This window comes from Sphingobacterium sp. Lzh-3 (assembly GCF_046764375.1).
Lineage (GTDB): Bacteria > Bacteroidota > Bacteroidia > Sphingobacteriales > Sphingobacteriaceae > Sphingobacterium.
In genome coordinates this window covers 1,890,614-1,914,345 of record NZ_CP177226.1, presented here as the reverse complement: position 1 = coordinate 1,914,345, position 23,732 = coordinate 1,890,614, and the positions used below count along the sequence as shown (strand labels likewise).

The following is a 23,732-nucleotide window of genomic DNA, read 5'->3' as shown; positions in this document are numbered from 1 at the left end:
AAAAAAATATCACAAATAACACGCACAATATGAAAAGACTTTTATTAGCAGCATTAATTGGGACCGCAGCCCTGGTTTCATTTTCTTCTTGTAAGAAAGAATATATTACACAAGAAGTAAACGTCTTAGACGGCACAAGTTATGTATTTCCCGTAAAATCAACTGAATGGGTCAAAGAGGGTACAAATACTTATAGAAAAGATATCGCCATCAAAGATTTAGATAAACGTTATTATGAAGACGGTCATGTTAGCGTGGCCATCAACGTGGACGCTACTCCTGATAGATACGAAGCGATTCCTTCAGAACTATATGGATATCAGTTTTCGTACAACTATTCGATTGGCGTAGTACGTATTTACGCTAATGACGTAAGTGGAGGAGCTCCAGCTGCACCCGACAATATGATCGTTAAGGTCGTTTTAACGGATGCGAGTATAGGAAACTAGGAAACTATTTTCAAAACTATAATGCCTCAAAAGTTAAATGCTTTTGAGGCATTATAGTTTTCAACTACAAACATTATTACCGACAAACAAAAGCCGTGATTACCGAATGTTGTGGAAGTATCCTTGTGATGCGGCTATATACTCCATAAATTTAGATCTTATTAATATACTTATGTCTAGAGTCGAGCGCATGACAGGTTGGGCATTTCTTTTTGCGGGTATTGTGATACTCCTAATCGGAATCGCTATGTTTTTCGGGCAGGGAATCGTAGGCGGTGAAAGCATTGGTCGACTAGGGGGAACAATGGAAACGAGCTTTGGTCCTTATGGTTGTTTTGGAATAGCGACATTCCTTTTTATCATGGCTATAATTTTTCTTCGCAAACAATCCTCAAAATAGAACGAGTAAGGCGCTTACTTTGGCAGCGAAACTACAAGTTACCTCTCCCCTATAGATTCAAGCCATCAGCTGTACCATGGCCTCCTTTCCAATTTATCAGAACGGCCAAATGCTTTTTTAAATAATTAACCTGAATATTAAATAACATAAACAACAAATACTTAAAGGTAAAAAATACACAAAAAAAACAAACATCAACTAAGCAAAAGGTGTCAATTTTAAAAATGAAGTAATTTTTATGTTATTTCATATTTTTTTTATAGATTTAGTATATCCATTTATATTATCAATTATGAAGAAATTAAAACTTATCCTTTCGCTAGCAGGAGTGGCAGCGATTGCGGTTCATGCAAATGCACAGGACACCAATACGGATAGCCATACTATCGGTATAACAATTCCTGTAGTAACACTTGTCGATATTGAACCGGCTGCAAGTAAAAATCTTACGATGCCTTTCACCGCTCCTACGGAAGCAGGCTTACCATTAGCTCTTCCCTCAGCCAATAATACGCTCTGGCTTAATTATTCTTCCATCAAATCCACTACAACACAAATGCGACATGTTACGGTGAATTTGGATGCTGTTGTGCCGGGTGTAGACATCAAAGTTAATGCAGCAACAGCGACAGGAGCTGGGGATGGAACATTAGGAACACCTATTACCGGCCCATTAACATTAACAGCTTCAGCTCAAGCAATTATTGACAACATAGGCAGTGCCTACACAGGTAATGGTGCGAATAATGGTCATCAACTTACTTATACCGTATCTACTGGTACTGGTACTGCATATGGCGACTTGGTTGGTTCCGCTACGCCTGTTAGTGCAAAAGTTACGTATACCATTGCTGATAAATAATCCTAAGCAATTTAAACGATAGAATAAGGGAAAACTTGGGGATCACCTATCTTCCCTTATTTTTTATGCTATCATTCACTATTTATTATTTGCTAAACATATGGCCAAATATTTCCAACTTATTTGCCTATTCTTTGCTTTTATTGGAACCAATAAAGCAAGCATTGTTGTATTAAATGGCCTCACTCACATTTACAAAGTTGACAAGGGTGAAACTTATAAAGGAAAAATAGAAATTCAAAATACAGGAACCACCCCTCAAAGTGTCAAGATTTATCTACAGGACTTAAGTTACAAGGCTGATGGATCAATTTATTATTCACCGCCATTTACAAACAAAAAAACAAACGCGGGCTGGGTCAAATTCAATACGGATTTGCTTACCATCAAAGCAAAAGAAAAAACAGAGGTGTATTATGAGGTTACTATTCCTGATAGTATCGCACAGACCGGAAGCTATTGGAGCGCCATCATTGTTGAACCAGTATCAGAAATTATGCCCAACAGTAATCAAGCTGGGGTACATATTTCGTCTATCGTTCGTTATGCGATTCAGCTGATTACCGATTATCATAGCAGCGAGTTAAAACCCAACCTAAAATTTGAGAGTATCAAATTAGAAAAAGATGGCCAAAAACAATCGCTAAAAGTGGCACTCACCAACAATGGCGTGATTTACTGTAAATCGATTGTTTCTATTGAGCTTTATGATCAGAAAAGCGAAAAGAAAATTGGTGTTTTTTCAAGCCAAGCCATGAGTCTCTTGCCGAGTACTTCAAAATCTTTTCATATTGACCTAAATAATGTGCCTTCAGGAATATATAATGCAGTAGTGATGGCTACTGACGACGATGAAAATGCATTTGCCCTGCGCACTGAACTCAAAATTAAGAATGATTAAATGTTGGCTTTTATTATATCTCTTGCTACTCCCTGTATTGCTCTTTTCACAAAGCGAAAAGGGAAATTTATCTGATTCCATATACAATTTTAAACCAGGAAGTACCACTTCAGTTTCATTTCGGATCGAGAATAATAGCCCTAGCGAAAAAGTTTATGATCTCACAATAAAGAGTTCCACTCCTTCGATTCGCCCTATCATACCTACAGGACAGGAAAAATATCCCGCCCACAAAAAGACATTATATATCGTACCTTTATCTATTTCGGCAGAGACTCCTCCGGGCTATCATACCATATCGTTAATCATGACAGACAGCATAAATAAGAATCAAGTACTTCAGCATGTAAATGTACTGATCGCTACAACACGCGATCTGATTATAACCCCCTTAAGTTCTGTTAATTTTATCAAAGCAGGCGAACTATTCAGCAATTCTTTTGTTCTCAAAAATTGTGGTAATATTCCTGAGGAAGTTAACCTTGAAAGCAAAAATGGTCATATTGACGTCCCTAAAAATTTCATCTTATCACCCGGTGAAACGAAATTAATTACAGTAAATAGATCAACCAGTCCAGATTTACCGAAGAACACTACCCAATCACTCGACTTGACTGTCCATACCACCAATCCTGAACAACAACAGTTGATTGCATCAGGAGGTGTAAACGTTATAGCGATAAAACCACAGGACGATGATATCTACCTTCGTTTTCCAATCGCTGCCACCATCGCTTATATTGGCATGCGTGAACGAGAAAATTTTCAAGAAGGATTTCAGGGAGAATTATATGGTAAAGGCAGTCTAAATGAAAAAAATGATAGACTATTGGAGTTTCGCGCCCTAACAAAAAATCCGGTCCAATATACTGCTTTTACTCCTTATGAGGAATATTTTATCAATTACAAAACAACCAAGTTTTGGGGCCATTTGGGCGACAAAGTATATTCATCCTCATTTTTAACGGAATATGCACGTTATGGACGTGGGGCCGAACTTCGTTTTGATCTTGGCAAAATGAGTCTGGGAGGGTTTTACAATCGTCCGAGATTTTTCCAGGACATCAAAGATGAGTTTAATATATTTGCGAGATATAAATTTAATGGCAACTCAGAAATTACGACGGGTTATTTGTATAAAACTCCCGGGAAGTATCCGTCGAGTTCCACACGTTTTCATATCGACAACGAATCCCATCTTCCATATTTAATAGGAAGGACCAAACTGTTTGACAAAGTTAACTTATTGGGAGAGCTCTCTTATAGCCGAACAGCAAGATATAATGGGCTTGGCTACATGTTGCAAGCAGAGGGGAATTTTAAACGATTAAGTTCCGCTTTTAGTTACATAAAAACGAGTCCAACATATGCGGGATACTACAACAATGCATCCACCTTGAATGGGAATTTCAACTATAAGCTTACAAAAAATTTAGGGCTGCATGGAAATTACATACAGGATGCTCAAAACCTTCAACGGGACACCCTCCTATCGGCCGCTCCTTATCGCAAATACTACCGCTATGGTATAGATTTCCGCTACCTTGAAACAGGAACTCTTTTTGTCGAAAAAGGTCGCCAACGATACAATGATAGAATTGAACCACAACAATTTAATTATAATGAACAATTTATTAATATTAGAATTGACCAGCGCATCCAAAAATTTCAATTGAATCTAGAAAGCCAATTCGGTAAAACTAATAATTATATCTTAGGGTTTTCCGGAAACTCCAGTTACTATACGGCAAGTATTGGTTTTGAAAAATTCAACAGCTCTTTCACACTTTTTGGCAGCTATGCGCAAACCTCACGTTACCAGCTTAAAAATCAAAAACAAATCTATTACGGAGGGAGAATTATGAGCAGATTTTCGAAAAAAAATACAGTCCAGATTTTTTATCAAAATAATTATCTTCCAGAAGAATATTTTCAAGATAGAAACCTTTTTGAATTACTTTTTAAACGAGAAATTTCTTCCTTACACGCCATTGATCTGTCTGGGAGATATACTTTACAAAGAGAAGAAATGGGGAACAAAGATTTTATTATATCTTTACGTTATACAGCCCGTTTGAATATCCCAGTCAAAAAAATAGCCAATTATACTTCGTTAACTGGAAACATAAGCAATTTGGGCATAAATAAAACAGAAGGGATACGCTTGATTTTAGGAAATCACGCTACGATGACAGATAAAAATGGAAACTTTACATTCAAAAATATAGTGCCTGGAGATTACTACTTAGAAATTGACCGAACAACAGTAGATCTTGAAGATATTCCGGACATTGTATTTCCGGCAGCAGTCAACTTAAATTCTGAGAAAAAAATAAATACCTTTAATTTCGGGCTAACAAGTGCCGCAAAGATCAATGGTAATATTCATCTTCAAGGAACAAGTGATAAGGAAAACAATGCAATAATTACCAGTTCTCAAAAACAAGAATTTAAAGCGAAAAATAATTTGATCGTTGAAATTTCAAATGGTGAACAGGTATTTCGTAAAATATGTCAAATTGAGGCAAATTTTAATTTCACGTATCTCCGTCCTGGCACATGGACTTTAAAAGTATATAAAAACAAATTGGATCAGCGTTATAAGATTGCAGTAGATACATTTCACTTCACGTTGACCCCAAAGGATACAAAAGATATTACGATAGAGGTACTCAAGCGACAATCGGAAATTAAGTATCAACAGGAAACTATCAATGTAGGCTATCAAGAAACAAAAAAAACAAAATGAGCATGATAAAGCGTTTAATATATATATGTACATTATCGTTTCCATTTTCTTCAGCAGCTCAGCTTACTGGATCCAAAAATGTTATCTTAACTCTTCCTACAGTAGCACTACTAGATATAGAACCAGCAGGGCTTATTAATATGAATTTTACAGCACCAACCGAAGCAGGCAGTCCATTGGTAAATCCAACACCAAATACGAGTAAGTGGCTCAATTATACATCCGCTATTGCAGCTGCAGGAAGTAATCGCATCATTACCGCTTCCATCAGTAAGATTGTTCCGGGCATCGATATCAAGCTATCGACAGCAAGTGCTGCTATGGGTGGAGGCGGGGCGTTGGGGACTCCCAGCGGTCAGATTATCCTTACAACAATTGCTCAAACCATAGTCAGCGGTATTGGTGGCGCTTATACTGGTAATGGCGCAAACTTTGGGCATCAACTAACCCTTACAATAAGCCCCAATAATTATGCGACTCTATCTTCTGCAAATAGTACTTCAATTATTATTCGTTATACAATCAGTGATTAATGAAAAGAGACAAATACAGCGGTTTTATTTCCTATCAGCGTATACTTTCAATGCTATTTCTTATTTTAGGTATACACAGCGGACAAGCTCAAATAACAACAAGAACCTTGGCTGTAAACGGAACGGATTGGACGCTCAGCATTCCATCCATTACCGAGGCGGGAAGCAATTATGCAGGCACTTATGAGAGTCTTTCCAATCAAATTTTATTAAATGCGGGAGTACCTTTGTTGCTCGGGAGCGGCAAAGTTTCTGTCCATTATGAACCCAATCCTACTTGGCATAGTTCGCTCGCATTATCCATTAAACGCACCGGAAACGGTACAACAGCATGTGTGGGCTGCACGATAATTAACGGCACTAATTACCAGTCTATCACTACCATAGACACCGAATTATTTCATATCAATGCCATACTGGCGCTTGCATCTTATAGCAATATTCCTATTCAATTAAGTTTAACAGGTGTATCAGTCACAATCCCTGCGGCCACCTACCAAAGCAAAATCGTATTTACGATAGGTCCTCCCTAACCCTTACTCCAATAACAACTCGGCATGTTTAATAGCAGCTTCAGTTGGGTTGGATCCACTGAGCATCTGAGCAATTTCCTTGACTCTCCCCTCTTGATCTAATCGAACAATGTTAGATATTGTCCGATTAGCTTTATCTTCCTTATATACCTTATAATGGGCGGTACCTTTAGCGGCAATTTGCGGTAAATGGGAAATAGCAATGACCTGCATGTTCTCTGCAAGACTTTCCATCACCTCCCCTACACGTAGCGCAACCTCTCCAGAGATTCCTGTATCGATCTCATCAAAAATAATAGTAGGTAATGCAGACGTTTTAGCAACTAAAGATTTAATGGACAACATAACGCGAGAAAGCTCTCCTCCGGAGGCAACCTTATGAATCGATTGTAAAGCCTGCCCTTTATTGGCGGAAAATAAAAACTGAATAGCATCCATTCCTGACTCCCTCATATCACCGTCCCTCAATGGTTCCAGATTAATTTGAAGTTGTGCGTTAGGCATACCTACATTTGACAAGGTCGCTTGCACATCTTTTGCGATCATCTCCAGTACCTTTCTCCTGGCTGCTGATAGTTCCTTTGCGTTTTTCTGGGCAATGGCTAATTTAGCCACAACCTCTTTTTCCAATCGCTCCAATTGCTCATCCGAAGAATTAATCGCCATCAATTTGGACTCAAGCTCATCCCGCAGTTGGATAAGCTCCTCAACGGAGTCCACATGATGTTTTTTCTGCAATGAATAGAGTAAGCTCAAGCGTTCATTGATTTCCAATAAAGTACCTTCGTCGATTTGTGTATCTTCTTCAAGCACATTCAGTTCCGCTGCAACATCCTTCAGTTCAATCCATGTGCTCTTTAATCGTGCAGCCAAATCTGCAGCCTCAGGCAGAAATGAGGCAATGCCTTCTACCTGGCTCATCGTCTCTTTTAAACGGCTTAAAACTGCTGTATCTTCGTTTTCCAAAAGATGTGATGCCCCAGTTAGTGCACGCTTGATATCTTCTGCATTTTCCAACTGCCGCTGTTGTACTTCGAGTTGTCCCTGTTCATCCGCTACCAATCGGGCGGCGTCAAGTTCATCAAATTGAAACTGAAAATAATCCTGTTCTATTGCAGCCTTTTTTACCAGATCCTTAAATTCTTCGAGTTCCTTTTTTGCTTTCTTATAAGCGAAGAAGCTCTCTCGATAGCTTTGCTTCAGTCCGAAAGAGCCTGCTACACTATCGACCACGAGGAACTGAAAATCTTCCGTATTAATCTGCAATGTTGCATGTTGGGAATGCACATCAATCAACTGCTCGCCTAAAGCTTTAAGGATAGCCAGGGTGACAGGAGAATCATTAATAAATGCCCGGGATTTACCATCGGGAGATATCTCTCTTCGAATAATCGTGTGGTCCGCGTAATCGAGATCATTTTCTTCAAAAAAACTGAGTAATTGGTAGGAACCAATTTTAAACTCCCCTTCAATAACACATTTCTTTGTTGGATCAAAAAAATACTTTCCCTCCACCCTATTCCCCAAAATCAACGAAAGTGCTCCCATGATAATGGATTTACCCGCACCGGTCTCGCCGGTAATCATATTCAAGCCTTTATCAAATTGGATTTCCAATTCGTTAATGAGTGCATAATTTTTAATATGTAAGGTATCTAGCATATTCTTGAAGGTCTAATTACTGTTTAGAGGAAATACCGTTCCTCAATCGGATCCTATGTTTCATGAACCTTTCTGTAGGTAATTTACCTAAAACTCAGGCGATTTCAATATATTTTATTAAAAAAAAAGCTGCTTTGTTTTAATAACATGCCCACTTTTTATATTCCCAAGCACTAAATACTAAAAATAATATCATTTTTCCAAATTAAAAACTACTTTTTTTAGCAAATAGATTTTATTTTTGACAAAAGAATGTTCACATGGAGCTCCATCAACATGAATAAATCCCTATTTTTATGGCATGCAAGATTATAGTGCAACGCTTAAAAAATACATGCCCGAAGAAGCAGCTCCGATAATATCCAACTGGATTAATCATACGCGTTGCTTATTTAAGATATCTCGTTCAAGGAGTACCAAGCTGGGCGATTATCGTGCGCCATTTAGAGGGAGTCCGCACCGTATTTCGGTTAACCACGACTTAAATTCCTATTCATTTTTGATTACGACGATCCATGAATTTGCCCATTTACAAACCTGGAATAAACATCAGCATCGTGTCAAGCCACATGGCACCGAGTGGAAAAATAATTTTAAAGAACTAATGGAGCCTTTCCTTAAATTGAATATTTTTCCGATCGACATCAGCAGTGCTATTCATCGTTACATGGAAAACCCCGCGGCCTCAAGCTGCACAGACCTCCACCTGTTTCGGACCTTAAAATCATACGACACCGTCAAAACCAGTGCACTTACCGTGGAATCCCTGGAGGATGGCCACTTCTTTAGATTAAAAAATGGACGTTCATTTCAACGTATCGAAAAGATAAGAAAACGCTATAAATGCATGGAGTTGAGTAGCAAGCGTATGTACCTATTCAATCCAATAGCGGAGGTATTTCTGCTAGAACAATGATTTTTGACAAATACATTCATTATATTTTTATCTTTGCTAACTTAGGAAACAATTAAAGAGAGCTTTTATGTTACACTTACACTCGACTATAGCAATTGTATTATTGCTAGCCCTGGTGATATCGATCGTGATCACCCTATCAAACTATTTAGGCAACAAACCGTACAACCGTAAAATTGCTTTATTGGGTTTTATCGCATCGCATATTCAATTATTGGTGGGATTGATCTTATTCTTTTATTTGAAATATCCATCGATGATCTCTGGCGCCGTAATGAAAGATCCGACATTACGTTTTAAAATCATCGAACACCCTTTGACCATGATCATTGCAATTGTATTGATCACAATTGGTTACTCCAAAGCTAAAAAGATTGAAAATGCAAAAAAAGCAAACCAAACGGTTGTTATTTTCTATATCATCGGTTTGATTTTGATTCTTGCACGTATTCCTTGGTCTACTTGGTCACTTTTCGCGTAGTCTGCGATAATCATACAAAAAAAGGCCTCACGATCGTGAGGCCTTTTTTTGTACCTTGTAGATCGTGGAAGCATAACGGGACGGGATCGTCCACGATGAACTGAGTTCGAAAAAAGGATTAAAATAAAAAAGCCCCAGTAAACTGGGGCTTTCAAATATCTTAATTGACTTTTAATTAGTCACGGTTTTTTCCAAATCCCAAAATTCCGAAAACGGTTTTGAATGCGATAAGTGCACCTACGATCATGGAGATGTTAGCTATCGCGGAAAACAAAAATGTTTGTTGACCCATTGCTGCACATACATCCGGTACAAAACGGATAAATGTACCTATTAAACCTAAAGCGATCGCTACTACCAATGTTTTGTAGTAATGAGTTTGATTCGCATTATTATCAGTTGTCTTTGGACCTCTTGGTTGTACAGTTTCTGCCATTTCTATTTCGATTTTATTCGATACAAATGTACAAAATAATCTATGTTAGAAAAATAAAAATGAAAAAAGCGGAAACACAGAGCTTTCATCTCCCAATACTTATAAATTAACTCGGTTTAGCACGTTTAAAATTCTCTTAAATGGCGCCATATCAACACTTGAAAGTTCTACTCAGCGTCACTATTACCTACAAAACTATTCAACTCTTTATTCACCTCATCCAGCAACTGTTGCTCTGTCGGTAGATAAAGGTCGTATTGACTTGCAACAATCTGTTTTTGGTCTTCAGGAAGCGTAAATTTAACGACCGCGTCGTTTTTACTCGCACATAGCAAGATGCCAACCGTCGGATGTTCATGCGGAAGCTTTTCAATACGGTCATAGTAATTGACATACATCTGCAATTGACCAATGTCCTGATGCGTTAATTTATGGGTTTTAATTTCAATGATCACAAAACTTTGCAATAAACGGTTGTAAAAGACCAGATCAACAAAAAACTCATCGCCTTCGATATGAATACGTTTTTGTCTAGCGACAAATGAAAATCCATTCCCTAATTCTAATAAGAACTCTTGAAGATGGGCAATAATGGCGCCCTCAAGATCTTTCTCATAGTAAGCGCTTTCCCGTTTCAAACCCAAAAATTCCAGTACCATCGGATCTTTGATAATCTCCTTCGCATCGGAAGGCATCTTTTCCTTTTTCGCTACAGCCAACACACTTTCTTTATCGTTGCTAAGCAACAGGCGTTCGTATAAATTCGTATTGATCTGCCGCTCAAGCTGCCGGACTGTCCAGTTATTCTTAATGGTCTCGGCGATATAAAACTCACGTTGTTCTTCGCTCCTAAGACTTAAAAGTAGCTTGTATTGGCTCCAGCTCAATTGCGTCCACAGTGTAGACACAATTGGAAATGTGCGATAAAACCGACGGTACCAATTTAACTGTCTAGATGAAAAACCACTTCCAAACTCAGGCTGTAACTCTGCTGAAAGATATTTAATGATGTATTTTCCATAATCAGCTCGATCCTTGCCTTCCTGCTCCTGCTCGAAAATACGTTGGCCAATATACCAGTACATCAACGTTCGCTGATGATCGACAGCACGCACAGCATTTTCCTTGGACTGCACAATAATTGCCTTTATATCGGATACTAAAGTTTGATCGGACAACATAATTGTTTATTTTCTTGGTATTACTTCTGTAAATGAATAATACAAAGATAACTACAAATAATTTAAATACTAAATATTTTAGTAAATAATTCCCTGTCACATCAAATTTAATTACCCTCTTCAAGAATTATTAGCTAAAATGATTCTTTTCTATATTTTTAAATTTCAGTTCCTTTTTAAAATCAACAGAAAAGGAGATACGCGAGAATTTACTTTTATTCTATCATAAAGTTTGGCTAACTTCACTGACAAGAAGAAAAGTAAATGAAAATAGCTGACAATTATTTATCTGGTTTAAAGAAAGCATACTATGACAATGGTAACGAAGAAACCTGGAATCATTTTGAACAGATTAAACATGGTGCAAGCAAAACAGATATTAAGAAACTTCAAGAAGCTTTTCCAGCAATCCCCCAGGGACTGGTCGATTTGCTCGAATATGTCGATGGGACTTATTGGAGGACTTATGCCGATGAAGAAATTGCCTTTTTCTTTTTGGGGTCTGACTTAAATGAGTATCCTTATTATCTGCTATCATCTAAGGAAATGGTAGATAATCAACATATTGCGCACACCTATTATGCTGACTATATTGACCGAAAATACGATCATGTAGAGATCGACAACAAGATTACTGATAAATCAACGGACTTAAAATGGCTTCATTTTTCCGATTGTATGAATAACGGCGGGACTTCTCAATTATTTGTAGACTTCAGTCCCTCCGGAAAAGGTAAAAAAGGACAAATTGTACGTTTCGTGCATGACCCTGATGAGTTTCGTGTCATAGCGGATAGTTTCGATGCGTATCTCCAGCTACTGATCAATACTGGTTGCAATTTTATTGATGAAGAAAATATGTAATAGCATCGAAATAGTGGTTTTTCCCTAGTTTATAAATGCGATAAAGCTGATTTAAAAAATCTATTGGATGGATTAAAACGTATAAAAAAACCAATGAATGCCTTTAAATTAAGATATCCTATTATATTGATCCACGGTACCGCTGCTGGAGATAGTAGTTTGTTTTGGGGCAGGATTCCCAAGACTTTCAAAAAAAACAATATTTCATTTTTTTATGGTAAGACCGATAGATGGGGCACCGTTGCTAACAATGCACAGATGCTGGAAAGAAATCTGTCAGATCTTGCAGAAAAAACCGGTTTCACTAAATTTAATCTCATCGCGCATTCTAAAGGTGGGATCGACGCCCGCTATTTTATTTCAACGCTAAATGGACATCAAATGGTGGCCTCCTTAAGCACATTATCCACGCCACACTTAGGAACACCAATAGCAGATTATCTAATGGAAAAACATCTATCCGGGGATTCTGTTACAAAAAAAACTGATCCAACGCATTTCTTTCTTATTTGGTGGTCAATTTCCCGCCCCAATCGAATTAATCCGAAGAGGAAAAACATGAGGAAATACACATGCTAACCATTCGACATTTTGACGGCAAGTATATGTTTGCATAGCCCTCTTTTTCCCTGATGATTGGTAAACCAATTGCAGGTACATTGCTGCTTGTCGCCCTGTATAATGACGGTATGTTGCACACCTGATCCATCCACTCTAGCTTCAACATAATCCCTTGTATTCTTAACAAATTCTACACCTGCTGTCGCAACAAGTTTTTTAGCATTTTTTAGCCTTGGGTTCAATGCCAAGATACGTTCCATCTTAAACGGTAATCGTCTATAATAGTGCTGATGGCTATGCAAATCATAACCAAGCAACCCAATAGAAGACAATGATGCTGATAGCGTGTCCATCGTATCAAAGTCGACATCATGCTCAATTGAAAGCATTGTTGGATCAAATAACTCGTTGGATTTAAGTAATCCGTTGACCGCATGTATCCATTCATCCGGAACGGCCTTAATCATATTTTCCAATACATTACCTTCGCCCGAAAATCCGCGATAACTATCTGGTGACAACGCAAGAGTCAGTCTCATTTTACCAAAGTCGGCAACAAAAGCTGCACTTTCACCTCCTTTTTCCTGATAAACAAGCAACTTATCTGCGTAAGTCAGCAATCCCTCCAATAAACGCAACCGTTGTAAACCACCAATACGCACCGCATCACCTGTACTTATAGGGGAAAACACAAACCGGTTAGCCCTTTTCGTCAGATAAAATTCCCCCTTCACATTCCCTTTCGGAATGCCCTGAAATAATTGGATAAGCTGAATTTTATTTAATTCAAACTGTAACTCCATACCCGCCAAATATAATTGGACCGAAGTCAGTCCTTTGATCCAACGCGGGGGCAAAGTCACTTTCTTTTCGGTCACTTTAGCCTTATCAGTACTAATGGCAACCTCATTGCTTCCTACTCCCAACACCATCTTTTCGGTTTTCTTGACAGCATTTAACGCATTGAGCATCGGCTCATTGAAATCCACATTGGTTGTACCACTCGTAATAAACTCCCCATCAATAGCATCTTCCAATAAATCCAGGCGTGCATAAACACCATTACAGGAAGAAAAGCCCTCAAAACGAATCTGATTGGTACCAGCAGAAACGATAGGATCTCGTAAACTCGGAGGTACGGGACCAAAACTTGACCGCACTACTTTCGACAAGGTCAACAAACATTTGGATGTCAGTAAAGGATCCGTCAAACTCCCCCAAAAGAAACAAGGTACATTGGCGATTTCTGCCAATTCCGACTGATGTGCCAATACCAATTGCTGTATGCCCGATTGTTGGGTCAGTTGTGAATTTCTTGCATAGCTAATCGCTAAATCTTGCTCTGCCATATTGTTATTTTCTTATTTTTTTCAAAATGGGTTGTAAACTCTTATATATTTCCAGCTTCTCAAAAACCTGTTGAAGATCATCCGGAAAATAATATTGTTCCTTGTTCATCAAATCGTAATAATATTCGACGATTTTCTTAAAATTGGTCGGCATTTTTTCAGCAATGATGTAATGCGCAAAAGCCGCATCCAATAGCTGCAACAAAGCATTGTTATGCTTCGAAGATATATCGCGACATTGCTCCAACACTTCAATACAACGGCCAATCGGACCATACCCATTACTCAGCAACATTCCCAATTGTTCACCTAATACAGTGGTGTCCAATCTATTTTCGTTAACTGCAGCCAAGATGACTTCAACAGCCATCGCACGCACCTCCTTCTCTTTATTGAAGAGCGAAGTTGCCAGGTATAGGTTGGACTGTTGATCAAAACGGAAAAAATCGTACAGCATCTCTTGCAGATAGGCTGCCGAAGACTTTCCACCGATATCGCTTTTGCTATTCAGCCCCATCGTTAAAAACATAGAAAGACTTTCCGTATTCTGTGGCATCAAACTATGCATATAAGGGACATCTGCCCTATATAAATAATAAGACAATAAAACATCGTTCCCACGGTTGAAAATATCTTTGTGATACAAAAAGGTATCCGTTCCTAGCTTGTATGGGGGGAAATGATAGGTGAGCTTATCTCCGTTATATACCTGCTCGGATTTTCTAGTCGTATAGTTATAACCGTTATAATAGGTTGGTTCTATTTTCAAGACCGGACGGAATGGCTGTCCAGCGAAAGGAATATCCGCCAAAGGCTCTTTGTTAAATTCTTCAAAATAGTTATCACGATGATGCGTGCGCGCCACTGTAGCCCATACACCAATCCAATTGAACTGATCGGAATCTTTGGAAGACAATAAATTTTTAAGCCAAGATTGCTGCTGAACCTTCATCGGATTCAAACCTAGGGCATAGCTGATCACATCCTGTACCTGCTGTTCCTTTATTTGTTTTATCAGTACTTCAATTCCTTCCAGATCTTCACGGACAGTACGGCTCAGTGCTATAGACAAATCCAATAAATTGATTCTCACTCCTGCTTCCTGGTAAGCCAAAATACGCTTAACGAGAATCGTCGGCGCGATCCAAAATGGTCGATGTGTCGGCAGACTCAAAAGTGGCAGGCGGATACCATCAATCCGATAACGTTGCAATAGCTCCAATTGGCTGCCCATGAGACTGACCCATTTGGAGTAATTGTGATACCGATCCTTATCTTTATATACTACCGTGGGTTTATAATACATATTAATGAAGGTCCCTGAGAAATGATTGTACCAGGAAGATTCGCGATAAGCTCCTGTTAGCTGTTTTATATAAGGCTCCAGCTGGATCTGATAGTCTGAAGGAAAAACAGCTGTCTGTTGCACCCAGGCATTCATTAGGATCTCCACCTGAATGGGGTCGGAACCTCCGATTACCTCCCCTACCTTGAAAAATAACTCGTTCCAGGTCTGTGGATAGTCGTAAGCTTCGTTCAGGTAACGAACTTCTGTTGGCTGATAAATATATTGCTCTGAAGATTGACCATTCAGCTCTGCTAGGATTTCGGCTTCAGAATATCCATCCTCTTGCAAAAGATGCTTCAGGTCAACGGCCACTGAACCCATCATTTGGGCTTTATATAACTGAAGCTTACCGGAAAGTTCTTCTGAAGGCTCTGTCTGATTTTTTAAGATGAATTTACTTGCTCTTTCCTGTAACTGTAGGTCCGAAATCATAAATAGATCCGCAGCCAGGGAAACAAATCGCTCCCGCCATTCCGGTTTTTGTTTCAATAGCTTATCAAATTGAATCAAAAGAGTTTTAAGACTTGTCTTAATATCACTCCGCATAAAGATAGGTTCGGCCCAATCTAAAAATTCCTGTAACTGGAAATCACGATGCGCTAAGAATAGTTTTAGATACTCAACCACAAAATTGACCACAGCACTATGCTCAGCATGCAATAAAGGGAAAAACTGTTGCTGATATTCAATAACTGTATTCTCGGAAAGGTTCATCCGCTCAATAAGCTTTCTGAAATAGCTTTTTAGATTATTATTCCAATTTTTGGTTTGAGCTTCGAGCGCTCCAGTGATGATGAGTTCTGGATCGATTTTTCCGTTTTCCAACAGCGTATCAAACACCTTATCCCATAACAGTTCATTGACGGCGTTCTGATAGTTATAATTCCAATACGTGCTGTGAATGCCCGTTTCATATTCAAATACCAAAGGAATATCCCTTTGGATCGTCAATTCATCTGTTGTCAGCAGCTCAAAAAACTTTTTGGATTCATAATTATTAAACCCAGAAATTGAACTTGCATAAAGCTCCGGTTCAAACTCGATATGTCCCATTCTCTCCAAAAAACGGAGGTTGTCGTAATTAATCTGCTGCCACTCATTTTTACGAACTAACTGTAATAAATATCCGCCCAACCAATTGGGCTTCGCATAGTCAAGGATCTGTATCACATCCTTACTCCGAGCCTGGTTCAAAAGTTCATAAAAAATATCCCAATTGCCGGCATCGGAGCCGGAAAATGTAGCGAGAGCCAGTAATTTTACTGTACGCTGTTGCTCCTTCGTACCCCGTGTCCCCCAGTTGTACTGCGTCTTATTTTTAAATTCAGGATCTTTGGAGAGATCACTGTAGTCGACCCAATATCGCTTGGCTACACGAATTTCTTTTTTTAAAATTTCCAGGTTGCCACTGGAATATTCTTCCAGAAAAGGGATGATATCTTCCGTCCTTGCCTCTTTAATAAGCAACTTCAGTGCTGCTACCGCTTCTTCTTTTCGCTGACTGGCAGCCGTTGGCTGTCGAACAGCGGATCCTTTTTCCTTGCTATCTGCATCTACAGCACCATCTTCAGAATAGCCCTTTTTGGTCTTTTCTGCAATTAATTTATCTGCATCTTTAAGACAGGCTTCCTCGGAATCAAAGGTTTTACTTTTACTTTGTCCAGCGGTTCCGTTCCGTCCATAGGTGACTGTATGAGTTGCTCCCGCTGTTTGTATTTCCCAAAATTTATCCGATGTACCGTCTATGTATTTTAAGTGCTTAAACATTATTTATAACTGTAATATCAATTATTTCGCTTGCTGTTTAAATATAACGAAAGTAGAGAAAAAAACGTATATTGACATTAAATCACAGCCGCATGAAACGTTTATATATCCTATTTAGCTTTGCTTTGTTATTTTCGGCAACAATGATTGCGAAAGCTGGTCTTTCTCATCATAAAAACTATTCAAGACAATTGACTGACACGCTGTCTGACAATGTCAGAAAGTATATTACACAATTAGCTGTTTTGGATGGCTTTGATAAAAGCTCCATTAAAATAAAAATTGATAGCTGGGCTGAGGTAATTGTCACGGATAACTGGGGTAAAAATGCTAAATACAGCAAAAGTCATTGGGACGGATATACAAAAACGGACAACGATGGGCTTAAAACATCGGTAAAACAGGATTTTTTAGGTAATATCGTCGTAAAATATAACGACGGAAATGAAAAAACGGTCAGAAAAAACATAAGTGGCGATTTTGACATCCCTGATCAAGACAGAGCTCCATCCGCCGCTTCCATCAATATTCTCGATAATTTGAAAATCCGCGACGACCACGGTAACCTCACCACTATTTCAAAAAATATCTTCGGCGGTTTAGATATCCGTGATGCAAATGGCAACCAAACTACTGTATCTAAAAATGTTGTTGGCGACTTAGACATTCGTGACAGCCGAGGAAATAGCAGTCGCGTATCAAAGGATATTTTAGGAAATTTGACAATTGAAAGTAACACGGGTAAACGTACAACCATAAGAACCGACATATTGGGCGATAAAACAATTGAAGATAACAAAGGGACTCGTATTACGGTAAGAAAGGATATATTCGGAAATTATGAAGCGAGCGATAACAACGGAAACCGGGCGTCAATTAAAAAGGATATCTTTGGAACGGTAATGATTGACGATCCAAAAGGGATCTTGGAAACTGTAAAACTTCAACTGATCGAAGATTTATTGAGAAAATAAAAACTACCAGCTTGCGCAACATTTAGTGTATTAATCGAGTATTTTACCTATATAGACCGGAAATTTTCACAAAACCAGTAGGTATCACAGTCAAAAATACGTATACAGAAAGACTGAGAAAATTCAATTTTAAATTTTCAACAGATAAAGCGCAAATGGAAACTTATATATCCTCAAACTACGAATATGACATTAGAAGGTGGCAACTTCTTCCAACAAAGGTTGCCAATCAAAACCAAATGGTATACCGATTAGCTTCCCGCTCGGTGTTAGAATGTACTTACTTGGATAACCTTTGACTTGAAAGTTTTTTTCCACTTGGCCATCTGACATCAACACCGGTATTGTATAATTGTTGTTCGCCAAAAAGTTTCTCACTTTATCTGCTGTATCATAACATGCAATACTTATAAAACCAATCTTATCGCTTCTTGATTTGTCAGTCTTCAAGTGCGCGTAAAAACTGTTGAGTTTAGGAAGCTCTGCAACACATGGACCACACCAAGTTCCCCAAAAGTCAAGTAATGTCCATTTGCCTTTCAAATCAGCCTTTGCAATTTTGCTGTTCTCCAGATTTTCCAAAGCAAAATCTGGCACATCAGGTAATTGAGGAACCACCTTCTGCATAAAAAAATCGCTAAAATTCTGTTCCGGATAGTAATGCTGGTAAAAATCACGTAGCCCCTTATAGCCTGTCCCCTGAACGGTCAAGAACTCATCAATATATTTCTGTAAAGCGACATCTTTCTTACCACCGGCGGCCAATTCTGTCAGATAATCTTCTGCATAACTTTTCTTAGATTTCAAAAATATAATATCGTAAGACGAATTATAAGCGGTCTCCCCCTGATTTTTGGGTGAATACAGCGCAGCTTTCTCCAAATAATTCAAGGCTTCTTCCTTATTATGTTTATCCGTGATTTGGTACGCAAAATAGTTTGCTGTAGCAAGATGCGCACGAATTATATTCTTACGAACAGTGTTATCCGCATTATAAAGTGTTGTTAGTTTTGAAATAATATCCACTAGCAATTGCTGAGAATAGTTCTGATCAACAGGAGCCAAACGTTGATAGGTCATTAGCGCATATCTCCCAACGTTTCCATTGATCCAATAATCATCGTTAAGGTTCATCAGCTCATTAAGCAATTTTTTAGCTTGCAAAAGATCTTCTGCCTGTTGCATAATCCGTCGCCCGAGAATCATCGGATAGGTATATTGCCGTTCAATTTCGGAAAAATGATTTATTAATAAATCGGCCTGTTCATCAGAAGACAGCGTTCCAGTTGCAACGGGGTGTCCCAACTGTTGATATAAAGCATTCTGAATCCAATTATATCGCTTTTCGTTGTCTAATAACGGTATTACCGTCATAAACTTATCCCTTGACATAGCCCCATTGTAGAGAAAATTCGAAAGATGATATGTGCCCGAAAGCAAGTTGACCGGTACATCATTCAAGCTCAAATCATATAATTCATTGCTTTTTATCTGTTGAAATAGATCTAACTTTTTAATTACAAAGGTCTTATCATTTCGAAAAACAGGGGTATACTTATCGATATATTTCATTACTTTCACACTATCAATTAGCTCATTTGTATAAAGTGTCTTGCTAACAAAACTACCGAATAACAACATGTCTGCATAAGATTGATCATAAGTACTGGGTACATTCGTATCCAACAGTTGCATATGAGTAGTTTTGATAAATAAATGATTATCTTGGTTGTACTCATGCCGCCACGAAAGCATGATAGGCTGAAATGTCTTCTTATCGACGACAAACTCCCCTGCCGAACTACCCGACGTATCCCTAAAAGAGAGGTACAAATTTTTCTTATCGTTTTTAGTAATTTTATACAGTTTGCTTTTGATTAACATCGGTCCGGATTGAAGCCCCTTTAAGACATCTTTACCTAGATAACTGTAATTAAATCCGCTACAAAGCAACTTTGCTCCTACCGTAACATTGTTCCTTACCATCTCTGCGATATCGTCTGATAACTGCCAGTACCTAGCCTTTGACAGAATTTCTTTTCTAAGTGACGACGTGTCAACAAAGGTTTCTTGATGTTGGGCATTGAAGCGAATAGACTGTTGTAAGCTCATTAAAATATCAACCAGTATGCTGGAAGATAAAATATTTTGATTACTGTCGGGATGAAAACTTGAAAAGATAAATGGATTACGGGAATCCTTATATACAATATTATTAACCTTTATTTCTGATGGGAATTCTTTTTTTGACGCGGACTTGTTAGCAGACAATGTAAAATAGGTTGATTTGGAGTGTATAAGTTTTCCTTCGGACATGGATTCTTCCGTTATTTTATAATTAACGCTTTTTTGACCGAAACAGACTGAATTCAGCAAAAGAAATAGGAACAGTATTCTCTTCATCATCAAATAGGGTTACAGGGTTTTCTTTAAAATTAACAAAAATTTCGATCAAATACAGAATATACGCCAATTTAACAATTATATAAAACAGTAGAGGATTCAATTATCCTACAACTCTTCATGGTCTTTTCCACATTCGAAAAGCTCGCATGACACATTTACGGATCCTGCTTCTGACCGTATAGTGTCCGAGGAAATGCATCAATATCGACTTTTTGACATTGAGGTTTTCCATTAGATTCAGCCTTCAGACGATTTAATACTTTCAAAAGAAAATTAAAATCCCTAAAATTGCAGTCTCATTTCAAGGAAATCGGATTCAGTATATGAATGCTACCGATCTTCCAAACGATTTTGACACTGGGGAAATAAGCCCAAGACGGGTTATAGCGGAGTTGAATAAAAATAAAAGGATGAAAAAGATTATATTTTTTCTGTTACTGATACCTTGTTGGGCCGTTGCTCAAGAGCAAAATATCCAAAATTTCGTGGTGAAGGAAAATCTTTCCAAAAATGGAAAATTGGCTGTAGTTGCATTGGATTCATCGGGAAATACCAATGAGACCATCAATGGCAACTACCTATTTACAATCAATGGCTTCTCCCAGGCACTGCAATTTCGCGATGGGGTTGCGGTACCCAATCAAAAGATTGAGTCATCAACATTTGTTTTCTTTAGCCATAAAAATCAACAAACATCCAAAGGACGCCTATTTTACGTCTATAAGAGCGACAGCGGACTTTCTCCATTTGCCATCAGCGGATTGATGTTTTTGATTATCCCGGCCATTGTATTAGGAATAGCCTACATGTTTAAAAAAGTGATTATGACAGCGATCGCACTGGCTATAGTTTTCTTTTTATTCAACCATTCACAGGGTTTAGACTTGAGTAAAATTTTCGAATCTATATTTTCAAGCCTCAAAAATCTCATCGGTTGACAAGATGACCTATCTGATAGCATATTAATTGATGTGATCAAAGTAAATCATAACAAAACGATTGTACATTAGAACGGCATACCGATTCCAAAATTGTATTGAATAAAATTGTATCTGTCGGGTCTATGGGTTTCATAATATTGTGCCTTAAATTCCTTGGAATCAAAGAAGTGCTTGATAACCCATTGATCAGCACCTGAGAATTGTGGATCTTTTAGTTTAAGCCCGGCATCTAAGCGAATCACAAAATAGTCCGAATCAAAGCGTAGACCAAAACCGGTACCGATGGCGACTTGCCCAAGGAATTTATTGAATTTAAACTCCCCTCCCGGATTTAGTTCTTCATCCTTCTTCAGTCGCCAAACATTTCCCATATCCACAAATGTCGCTCCATTCATCTTTGCGCCCAGAAAGTTATTAAGTAATCTGAATCGATACTCCGCATTCGCTTCCAGCTTAATCTCCCCCAACTGATCCAAATTACGCAGGTTTAAACGCAAATCCTCACTAAGACTCTGCCGGTTATAGGCACCTGGCCCCAGGGTACGTGCCTGCCAGGCCCGAATGCCATTCATACCACCACTATAAAAACTCTTTTCAAAAATCAGCAGTTTGGAATTATTTCCATAAGGAATTGCTATCCCTGGATTGAATCGAAATACAAACTGTCTATTCCCTCCCAAATTGCGATACAGTCTATAGTCCATTTCTGTCTTAGCATATTGAAGGAAAGGCACACCAAATATTTTTTTCTCCCCATCGGCATTCTTCGGCAGTTTTGCTAAGCTGCTAATAAGGTCCAATACATTGCCGCTAACATCCAATGTACCTCTGAAATATTGAAAATCTTCTTTACTCGTCAACTTTTTCCCATTCAGAACAAAAGTATATTGTGTTCCTAAACCAAAATACTGACGGTCATTACTGCGCACATAGAGTTGATACCCTTCCTGCACGAGCTTATTCCGAAAATTCGAATCCAAACGCCCATCGCGGTACTCCAATACAATAGGTGTAAAACTATGATACTTATTTTCTGTTTCATACCAAGAGTAATTCAGCGATGTGATAAAGTAGCGGTTTGAATAGGTTTTGTCCTGGTCAAACAACTGCAATGTCATCGAGTAGGTCGTTTTGGGCAAGCCAAACTTCCCCCCTGGATTAATATGAAAAGGTACCATCAGACGAGGAATAACCAAATTTACGCCCGCCTGAAAATCATTATTGAATATCTTGCTTGACAGTCCACCTGCCAGACGGGGATCAAACAAAACGCCATAGCGCAATTTGACCTCCAGCTGCTCCGAGCCCCCAAAGATATTACGTTGCGAAAAGGTGTTTCCGATATTAAATCCACTCATGCCCGAACTAAAGGTATACTCACCTTCTATCTGGTTTCCCATCCGGGGTCTTGGAACAAAATCATAATGTACATCGAGTTTATTCGAATCTTTTTTCACAAACTGCATTTTCACAGACCGAAAACCGTTCATTTCATATAACCGGTCATAAGATTTATTTTCCTCTTGCAATGAGTAATATTGTCCTGACCGCAAATACATATAACGCTCTAACGGTTTCCATCGAAAACTATTTGTTTCATCAATGAATAGAAGGCGCTTTGCAGAATCTTGGATACGACGAGGCTTCTTCTTAGACATCGTACCATAATTCCTTATAGTCATATATACACTGTCAATTTGATACCTTTTGTGTATCGTAGAGTCCGATGGGTTTTCGACACTGATTTTGAGATCAATGAGAGCACCATCTATAGTCGAATCGATACCTGCACGCATATACTGACGTAAATAATCATAGTACCCATTGTTACGCATCGACACATAAAGTTTCTCTCTTTCGTCAAGTAATTTTGCCGCATCATATTGTGTGTTCGGTTTGACAGCAGTCTTCGCCAACACCTCACGTTCAAAGATGTCTTTTATATCGCCATTTTCAAATTTACGGTCTATACTTCTAATCTGATATGGAGTGCCTTCAGCCACTTTAAAATCTATATGTGCCCTCTTCTTCGAAACGGAAATTACCGGTTCTACTTTGGCTTTAAAATAACCTTTTGAAAACAAAAATCGTCGAATCTGATTGGCCGATAAATCCACCATTGCCGAATCTAACAAATGGGGTGGCTCACCGACATTCCGAATTTTCTTGGTTTTATAGCGTCCGTTTTTCGTATTGAATGTATTATAAATGAATAGATTGACCCGCGAATTAGGTCTTATTTGATTGGAAATATACGTTTCGGATGATTCTTTCAATGCAGGGGTGACACCAGAAATCTGTACTTTTGTAACCAGAGCTTGGTCATCGTCAAGATATTTTGAAGACCGGCATGATGCAAAAAATAACACTAAAAGCGTTATACTTGCAAATCCGATAAAACGAGTATACTTAATCATCA

At 38.4% G+C, this 23,732-nt stretch carries 20 protein-coding genes; 13 read left to right on the top strand and 7 right to left on the bottom strand.

The window, feature by feature from the left end; all coding sequences use genetic code 11:
- The first annotated feature begins 29 nt into the window (after nucleotides 1-29).
- The 7 genes from ACLCDV_RS07695 to ACLCDV_RS07665 all read left to right on the top strand — a co-directional run bounded on the left by ACLCDV_RS07695 (nucleotide 30) and on the right by ACLCDV_RS07665 (nucleotide 6,427).
- Nucleotides 30-449 (top strand): hypothetical protein, encoded by a 420-nt coding sequence (locus ACLCDV_RS07695; protein WP_317667795.1) that lies wholly within the window; start codon nucleotides 30-32, stop codon nucleotides 447-449.
- A 172-nt stretch (nucleotides 450-621) separates the two neighbouring features.
- On the top strand, nucleotides 622-849 hold the full coding sequence (locus tag ACLCDV_RS07690) for a hypothetical protein (RefSeq protein ID WP_317667796.1): 228 nt from the start codon (nucleotides 622-624) through the stop codon (nucleotides 847-849).
- A gap of 292 nt (nucleotides 850-1,141) precedes the next feature.
- Nucleotides 1,142-1,711 carry a hypothetical protein gene (locus tag ACLCDV_RS07685; protein ID WP_411973335.1) on the top strand — a complete coding sequence of 190 codons (570 nt, stop codon included), beginning with the start codon at nucleotides 1,142-1,144 and terminating at the stop codon, nucleotides 1,709-1,711.
- A 100-nt stretch (nucleotides 1,712-1,811) separates the two neighbouring features.
- Nucleotides 1,812-2,612 (top strand): WxL protein host-binding domain-containing protein, encoded by an 801-nt coding sequence (locus ACLCDV_RS07680; RefSeq protein ID WP_411973334.1) that lies wholly within the window; start codon nucleotides 1,812-1,814, stop codon nucleotides 2,610-2,612.
- The gene (locus ACLCDV_RS07675; protein WP_411973333.1) at nucleotides 2,605-5,361 is read left to right on the top strand and encodes a hypothetical protein; all 2,757 of its coding nucleotides are present in this window, start codon (nucleotides 2,605-2,607) and stop codon (nucleotides 5,359-5,361) included. Before ACLCDV_RS07680 ends, ACLCDV_RS07675 begins: the two co-directional genes overlap by 8 nt.
- A 2-nt stretch (nucleotides 5,362-5,363) precedes the next feature.
- Nucleotides 5,364-5,894 (top strand): hypothetical protein, encoded by a 531-nt coding sequence (locus ACLCDV_RS07670; RefSeq protein ID WP_317667800.1) that lies wholly within the window; start codon nucleotides 5,364-5,366, stop codon nucleotides 5,892-5,894.
- Nucleotides 5,894-6,427 (top strand): hypothetical protein, encoded by a 534-nt coding sequence (locus ACLCDV_RS07665; protein WP_317667801.1) that lies wholly within the window; start codon nucleotides 5,894-5,896, stop codon nucleotides 6,425-6,427. The genes ACLCDV_RS07670 and ACLCDV_RS07665 overlap by 1 nt, the downstream gene beginning before the upstream one ends.
- A gap of 3 nt (nucleotides 6,428-6,430) precedes the next feature.
- Here the strand turns inward: ACLCDV_RS07665 and recN are convergent, their stop codons facing one another.
- The gene (gene recN, locus ACLCDV_RS07660; protein WP_317667802.1) at nucleotides 6,431-8,089 is read right to left on the bottom strand and encodes a DNA repair protein RecN; all 1,659 of its coding nucleotides are present in this window, start codon (nucleotides 8,087-8,089) and stop codon (nucleotides 6,431-6,433) included.
- Between the two features lie 301 nt (nucleotides 8,090-8,390).
- Here recN and ACLCDV_RS07655 point away from each other — a divergent pair, with 301 nt between their 5' ends.
- On the top strand, nucleotides 8,391-9,005 hold the full coding sequence (locus tag ACLCDV_RS07655; RefSeq protein ID WP_317667803.1) for a sprT domain-containing protein: 615 nt from the start codon (nucleotides 8,391-8,393) through the stop codon (nucleotides 9,003-9,005).
- A 67-nt stretch (nucleotides 9,006-9,072) separates the two neighbouring features.
- Nucleotides 9,073-9,486 carry a hypothetical protein gene (locus tag ACLCDV_RS07650; protein ID WP_112374214.1) on the top strand — a complete coding sequence of 138 codons (414 nt, stop codon included), beginning with the start codon at nucleotides 9,073-9,075 and terminating at the stop codon, nucleotides 9,484-9,486.
- A 175-nt stretch (nucleotides 9,487-9,661) separates the two neighbouring features.
- On the opposite strand, the gene ACLCDV_RS07645 is transcribed toward ACLCDV_RS07650, so the two are convergent.
- Complete coding sequence (locus ACLCDV_RS07645) at nucleotides 9,662-9,922, bottom strand: hypothetical protein (RefSeq protein WP_075991712.1); 261 nt, start codon at nucleotides 9,920-9,922, stop codon at nucleotides 9,662-9,664.
- Between the two features lie 167 nt (nucleotides 9,923-10,089).
- Nucleotides 10,090-11,103, bottom strand: coding sequence for a PDDEXK nuclease domain-containing protein (locus ACLCDV_RS07640; protein WP_411973332.1), 1,014 nt, complete (start codon nucleotides 11,101-11,103; stop codon nucleotides 10,090-10,092).
- 264 nt (nucleotides 11,104-11,367) lie between these two features.
- Here ACLCDV_RS07640 and ACLCDV_RS07635 point away from each other — a divergent pair, with 264 nt between their 5' ends.
- Complete coding sequence (locus ACLCDV_RS07635; RefSeq protein WP_411973331.1) at nucleotides 11,368-11,967, top strand: SMI1/KNR4 family protein; 600 nt, start codon at nucleotides 11,368-11,370, stop codon at nucleotides 11,965-11,967.
- Between the two features lie 93 nt (nucleotides 11,968-12,060).
- Entirely contained in the window at nucleotides 12,061-12,546 is a 486-nt protein-coding gene (locus tag ACLCDV_RS07630; RefSeq protein ID WP_411973330.1) for an esterase/lipase family protein, read from the top strand.
- On the opposite strand, the gene ACLCDV_RS07625 is transcribed toward ACLCDV_RS07630, so the two are convergent.
- Entirely contained in the window at nucleotides 12,543-13,877 is a 1,335-nt protein-coding gene (locus tag ACLCDV_RS07625) for an SWIM zinc finger family protein (protein WP_411973329.1), read from the bottom strand. The two genes, ACLCDV_RS07630 and ACLCDV_RS07625, sit on opposite strands and share 4 nt — an antisense overlap.
- A 4-nt stretch (nucleotides 13,878-13,881) precedes the next feature.
- On the bottom strand, nucleotides 13,882-16,992 hold the full coding sequence (locus tag ACLCDV_RS07620) for a DUF6493 family protein (protein ID WP_411973328.1): 3,111 nt from the start codon (nucleotides 16,990-16,992) through the stop codon (nucleotides 13,882-13,884).
- A gap of 92 nt (nucleotides 16,993-17,084) precedes the next feature.
- On the opposite strand from ACLCDV_RS07620, the gene ACLCDV_RS07615 reads away from it, so the two are divergent.
- Nucleotides 17,085-17,966: a hypothetical protein gene (locus tag ACLCDV_RS07615; RefSeq protein WP_411973327.1), complete on the top strand. Its 882-nt coding sequence runs from the start codon at nucleotides 17,085-17,087 to the stop codon at nucleotides 17,964-17,966.
- A 192-nt stretch (nucleotides 17,967-18,158) separates the two neighbouring features.
- Here the strand turns inward: ACLCDV_RS07615 and ACLCDV_RS07610 are convergent, their stop codons facing one another.
- Entirely contained in the window at nucleotides 18,159-20,372 is a 2,214-nt protein-coding gene (locus ACLCDV_RS07610) for a TlpA family protein disulfide reductase (protein ID WP_411973326.1), read from the bottom strand.
- 410 nt (nucleotides 20,373-20,782) lie between these two features.
- Here ACLCDV_RS07610 and ACLCDV_RS07605 point away from each other — a divergent pair, with 410 nt between their 5' ends.
- A complete protein-coding gene (locus ACLCDV_RS07605) occupies nucleotides 20,783-21,310 on the top strand; it encodes a hypothetical protein (RefSeq protein ID WP_317667811.1) in 528 nt (175 codons plus the stop codon).
- Between the two features lie 68 nt (nucleotides 21,311-21,378).
- Here the strand turns inward: ACLCDV_RS07605 and ACLCDV_RS07600 are convergent, their stop codons facing one another.
- Complete coding sequence (locus ACLCDV_RS07600; RefSeq protein WP_317667812.1) at nucleotides 21,379-23,730, bottom strand: BamA/TamA family outer membrane protein; 2,352 nt, start codon at nucleotides 23,728-23,730, stop codon at nucleotides 21,379-21,381.
- Nucleotides 23,731-23,732 lie beyond the last annotated feature (2 nt).

Coding starts and splice junctions, on each gene's coding strand:
- ACLCDV_RS07640 (WP_411973332.1), bottom strand. CDS start 11,103: ATGTTGTCCGATCAAACTTTAGTATCCGATATAAAGGCAATTATTGTG.
- ACLCDV_RS07685 (WP_411973335.1), top strand. CDS start 1,142: ATGAAGAAATTAAAACTTATCCTTTCGCTAGCAGGAGTGGCAGCGATT.
- ACLCDV_RS07655 (WP_317667803.1), top strand. CDS start 8,391: ATGCAAGATTATAGTGCAACGCTTAAAAAATACATGCCCGAAGAAGCA.
- ACLCDV_RS07635 (WP_411973331.1), top strand. CDS start 11,368: ATGAAAATAGCTGACAATTATTTATCTGGTTTAAAGAAAGCATACTAT.
- recN (WP_317667802.1), bottom strand. CDS start 8,089: ATGCTAGATACCTTACATATTAAAAATTATGCACTCATTAACGAATTG.
- ACLCDV_RS07650 (WP_112374214.1), top strand. CDS start 9,073: ATGTTACACTTACACTCGACTATAGCAATTGTATTATTGCTAGCCCTG.
- ACLCDV_RS07605 (WP_317667811.1), top strand. CDS start 20,783: ATGAAAAAGATTATATTTTTTCTGTTACTGATACCTTGTTGGGCCGTT.
- ACLCDV_RS07665 (WP_317667801.1), top strand. CDS start 5,894: ATGAAAAGAGACAAATACAGCGGTTTTATTTCCTATCAGCGTATACTT.
- ACLCDV_RS07620 (WP_411973328.1), bottom strand. CDS start 16,992: ATGTTTAAGCACTTAAAATACATAGACGGTACATCGGATAAATTTTGG.
- ACLCDV_RS07670 (WP_317667800.1), top strand. CDS start 5,364: ATGATAAAGCGTTTAATATATATATGTACATTATCGTTTCCATTTTCT.
- ACLCDV_RS07615 (WP_411973327.1), top strand. CDS start 17,085: ATGAAACGTTTATATATCCTATTTAGCTTTGCTTTGTTATTTTCGGCA.
- ACLCDV_RS07600 (WP_317667812.1), bottom strand. CDS start 23,730: ATGATTAAGTATACTCGTTTTATCGGATTTGCAAGTATAACGCTTTTA.
- ACLCDV_RS07625 (WP_411973329.1), bottom strand. CDS start 13,877: ATGGCAGAGCAAGATTTAGCGATTAGCTATGCAAGAAATTCACAACTG.
- ACLCDV_RS07695 (WP_317667795.1), top strand. CDS start 30: ATGAAAAGACTTTTATTAGCAGCATTAATTGGGACCGCAGCCCTGGTT.
- ACLCDV_RS07630 (WP_411973330.1), top strand. CDS start 12,061: ATGAATGCCTTTAAATTAAGATATCCTATTATATTGATCCACGGTACC.
- ACLCDV_RS07645 (WP_075991712.1), bottom strand. CDS start 9,922: ATGGCAGAAACTGTACAACCAAGAGGTCCAAAGACAACTGATAATAAT.
- ACLCDV_RS07680 (WP_411973334.1), top strand. CDS start 1,812: ATGGCCAAATATTTCCAACTTATTTGCCTATTCTTTGCTTTTATTGGA.
- ACLCDV_RS07675 (WP_411973333.1), top strand. CDS start 2,605: ATGATTAAATGTTGGCTTTTATTATATCTCTTGCTACTCCCTGTATTG.
- ACLCDV_RS07610 (WP_411973326.1), bottom strand. CDS start 20,372: ATGATGAAGAGAATACTGTTCCTATTTCTTTTGCTGAATTCAGTCTGT.
- ACLCDV_RS07690 (WP_317667796.1), top strand. CDS start 622: ATGTCTAGAGTCGAGCGCATGACAGGTTGGGCATTTCTTTTTGCGGGT.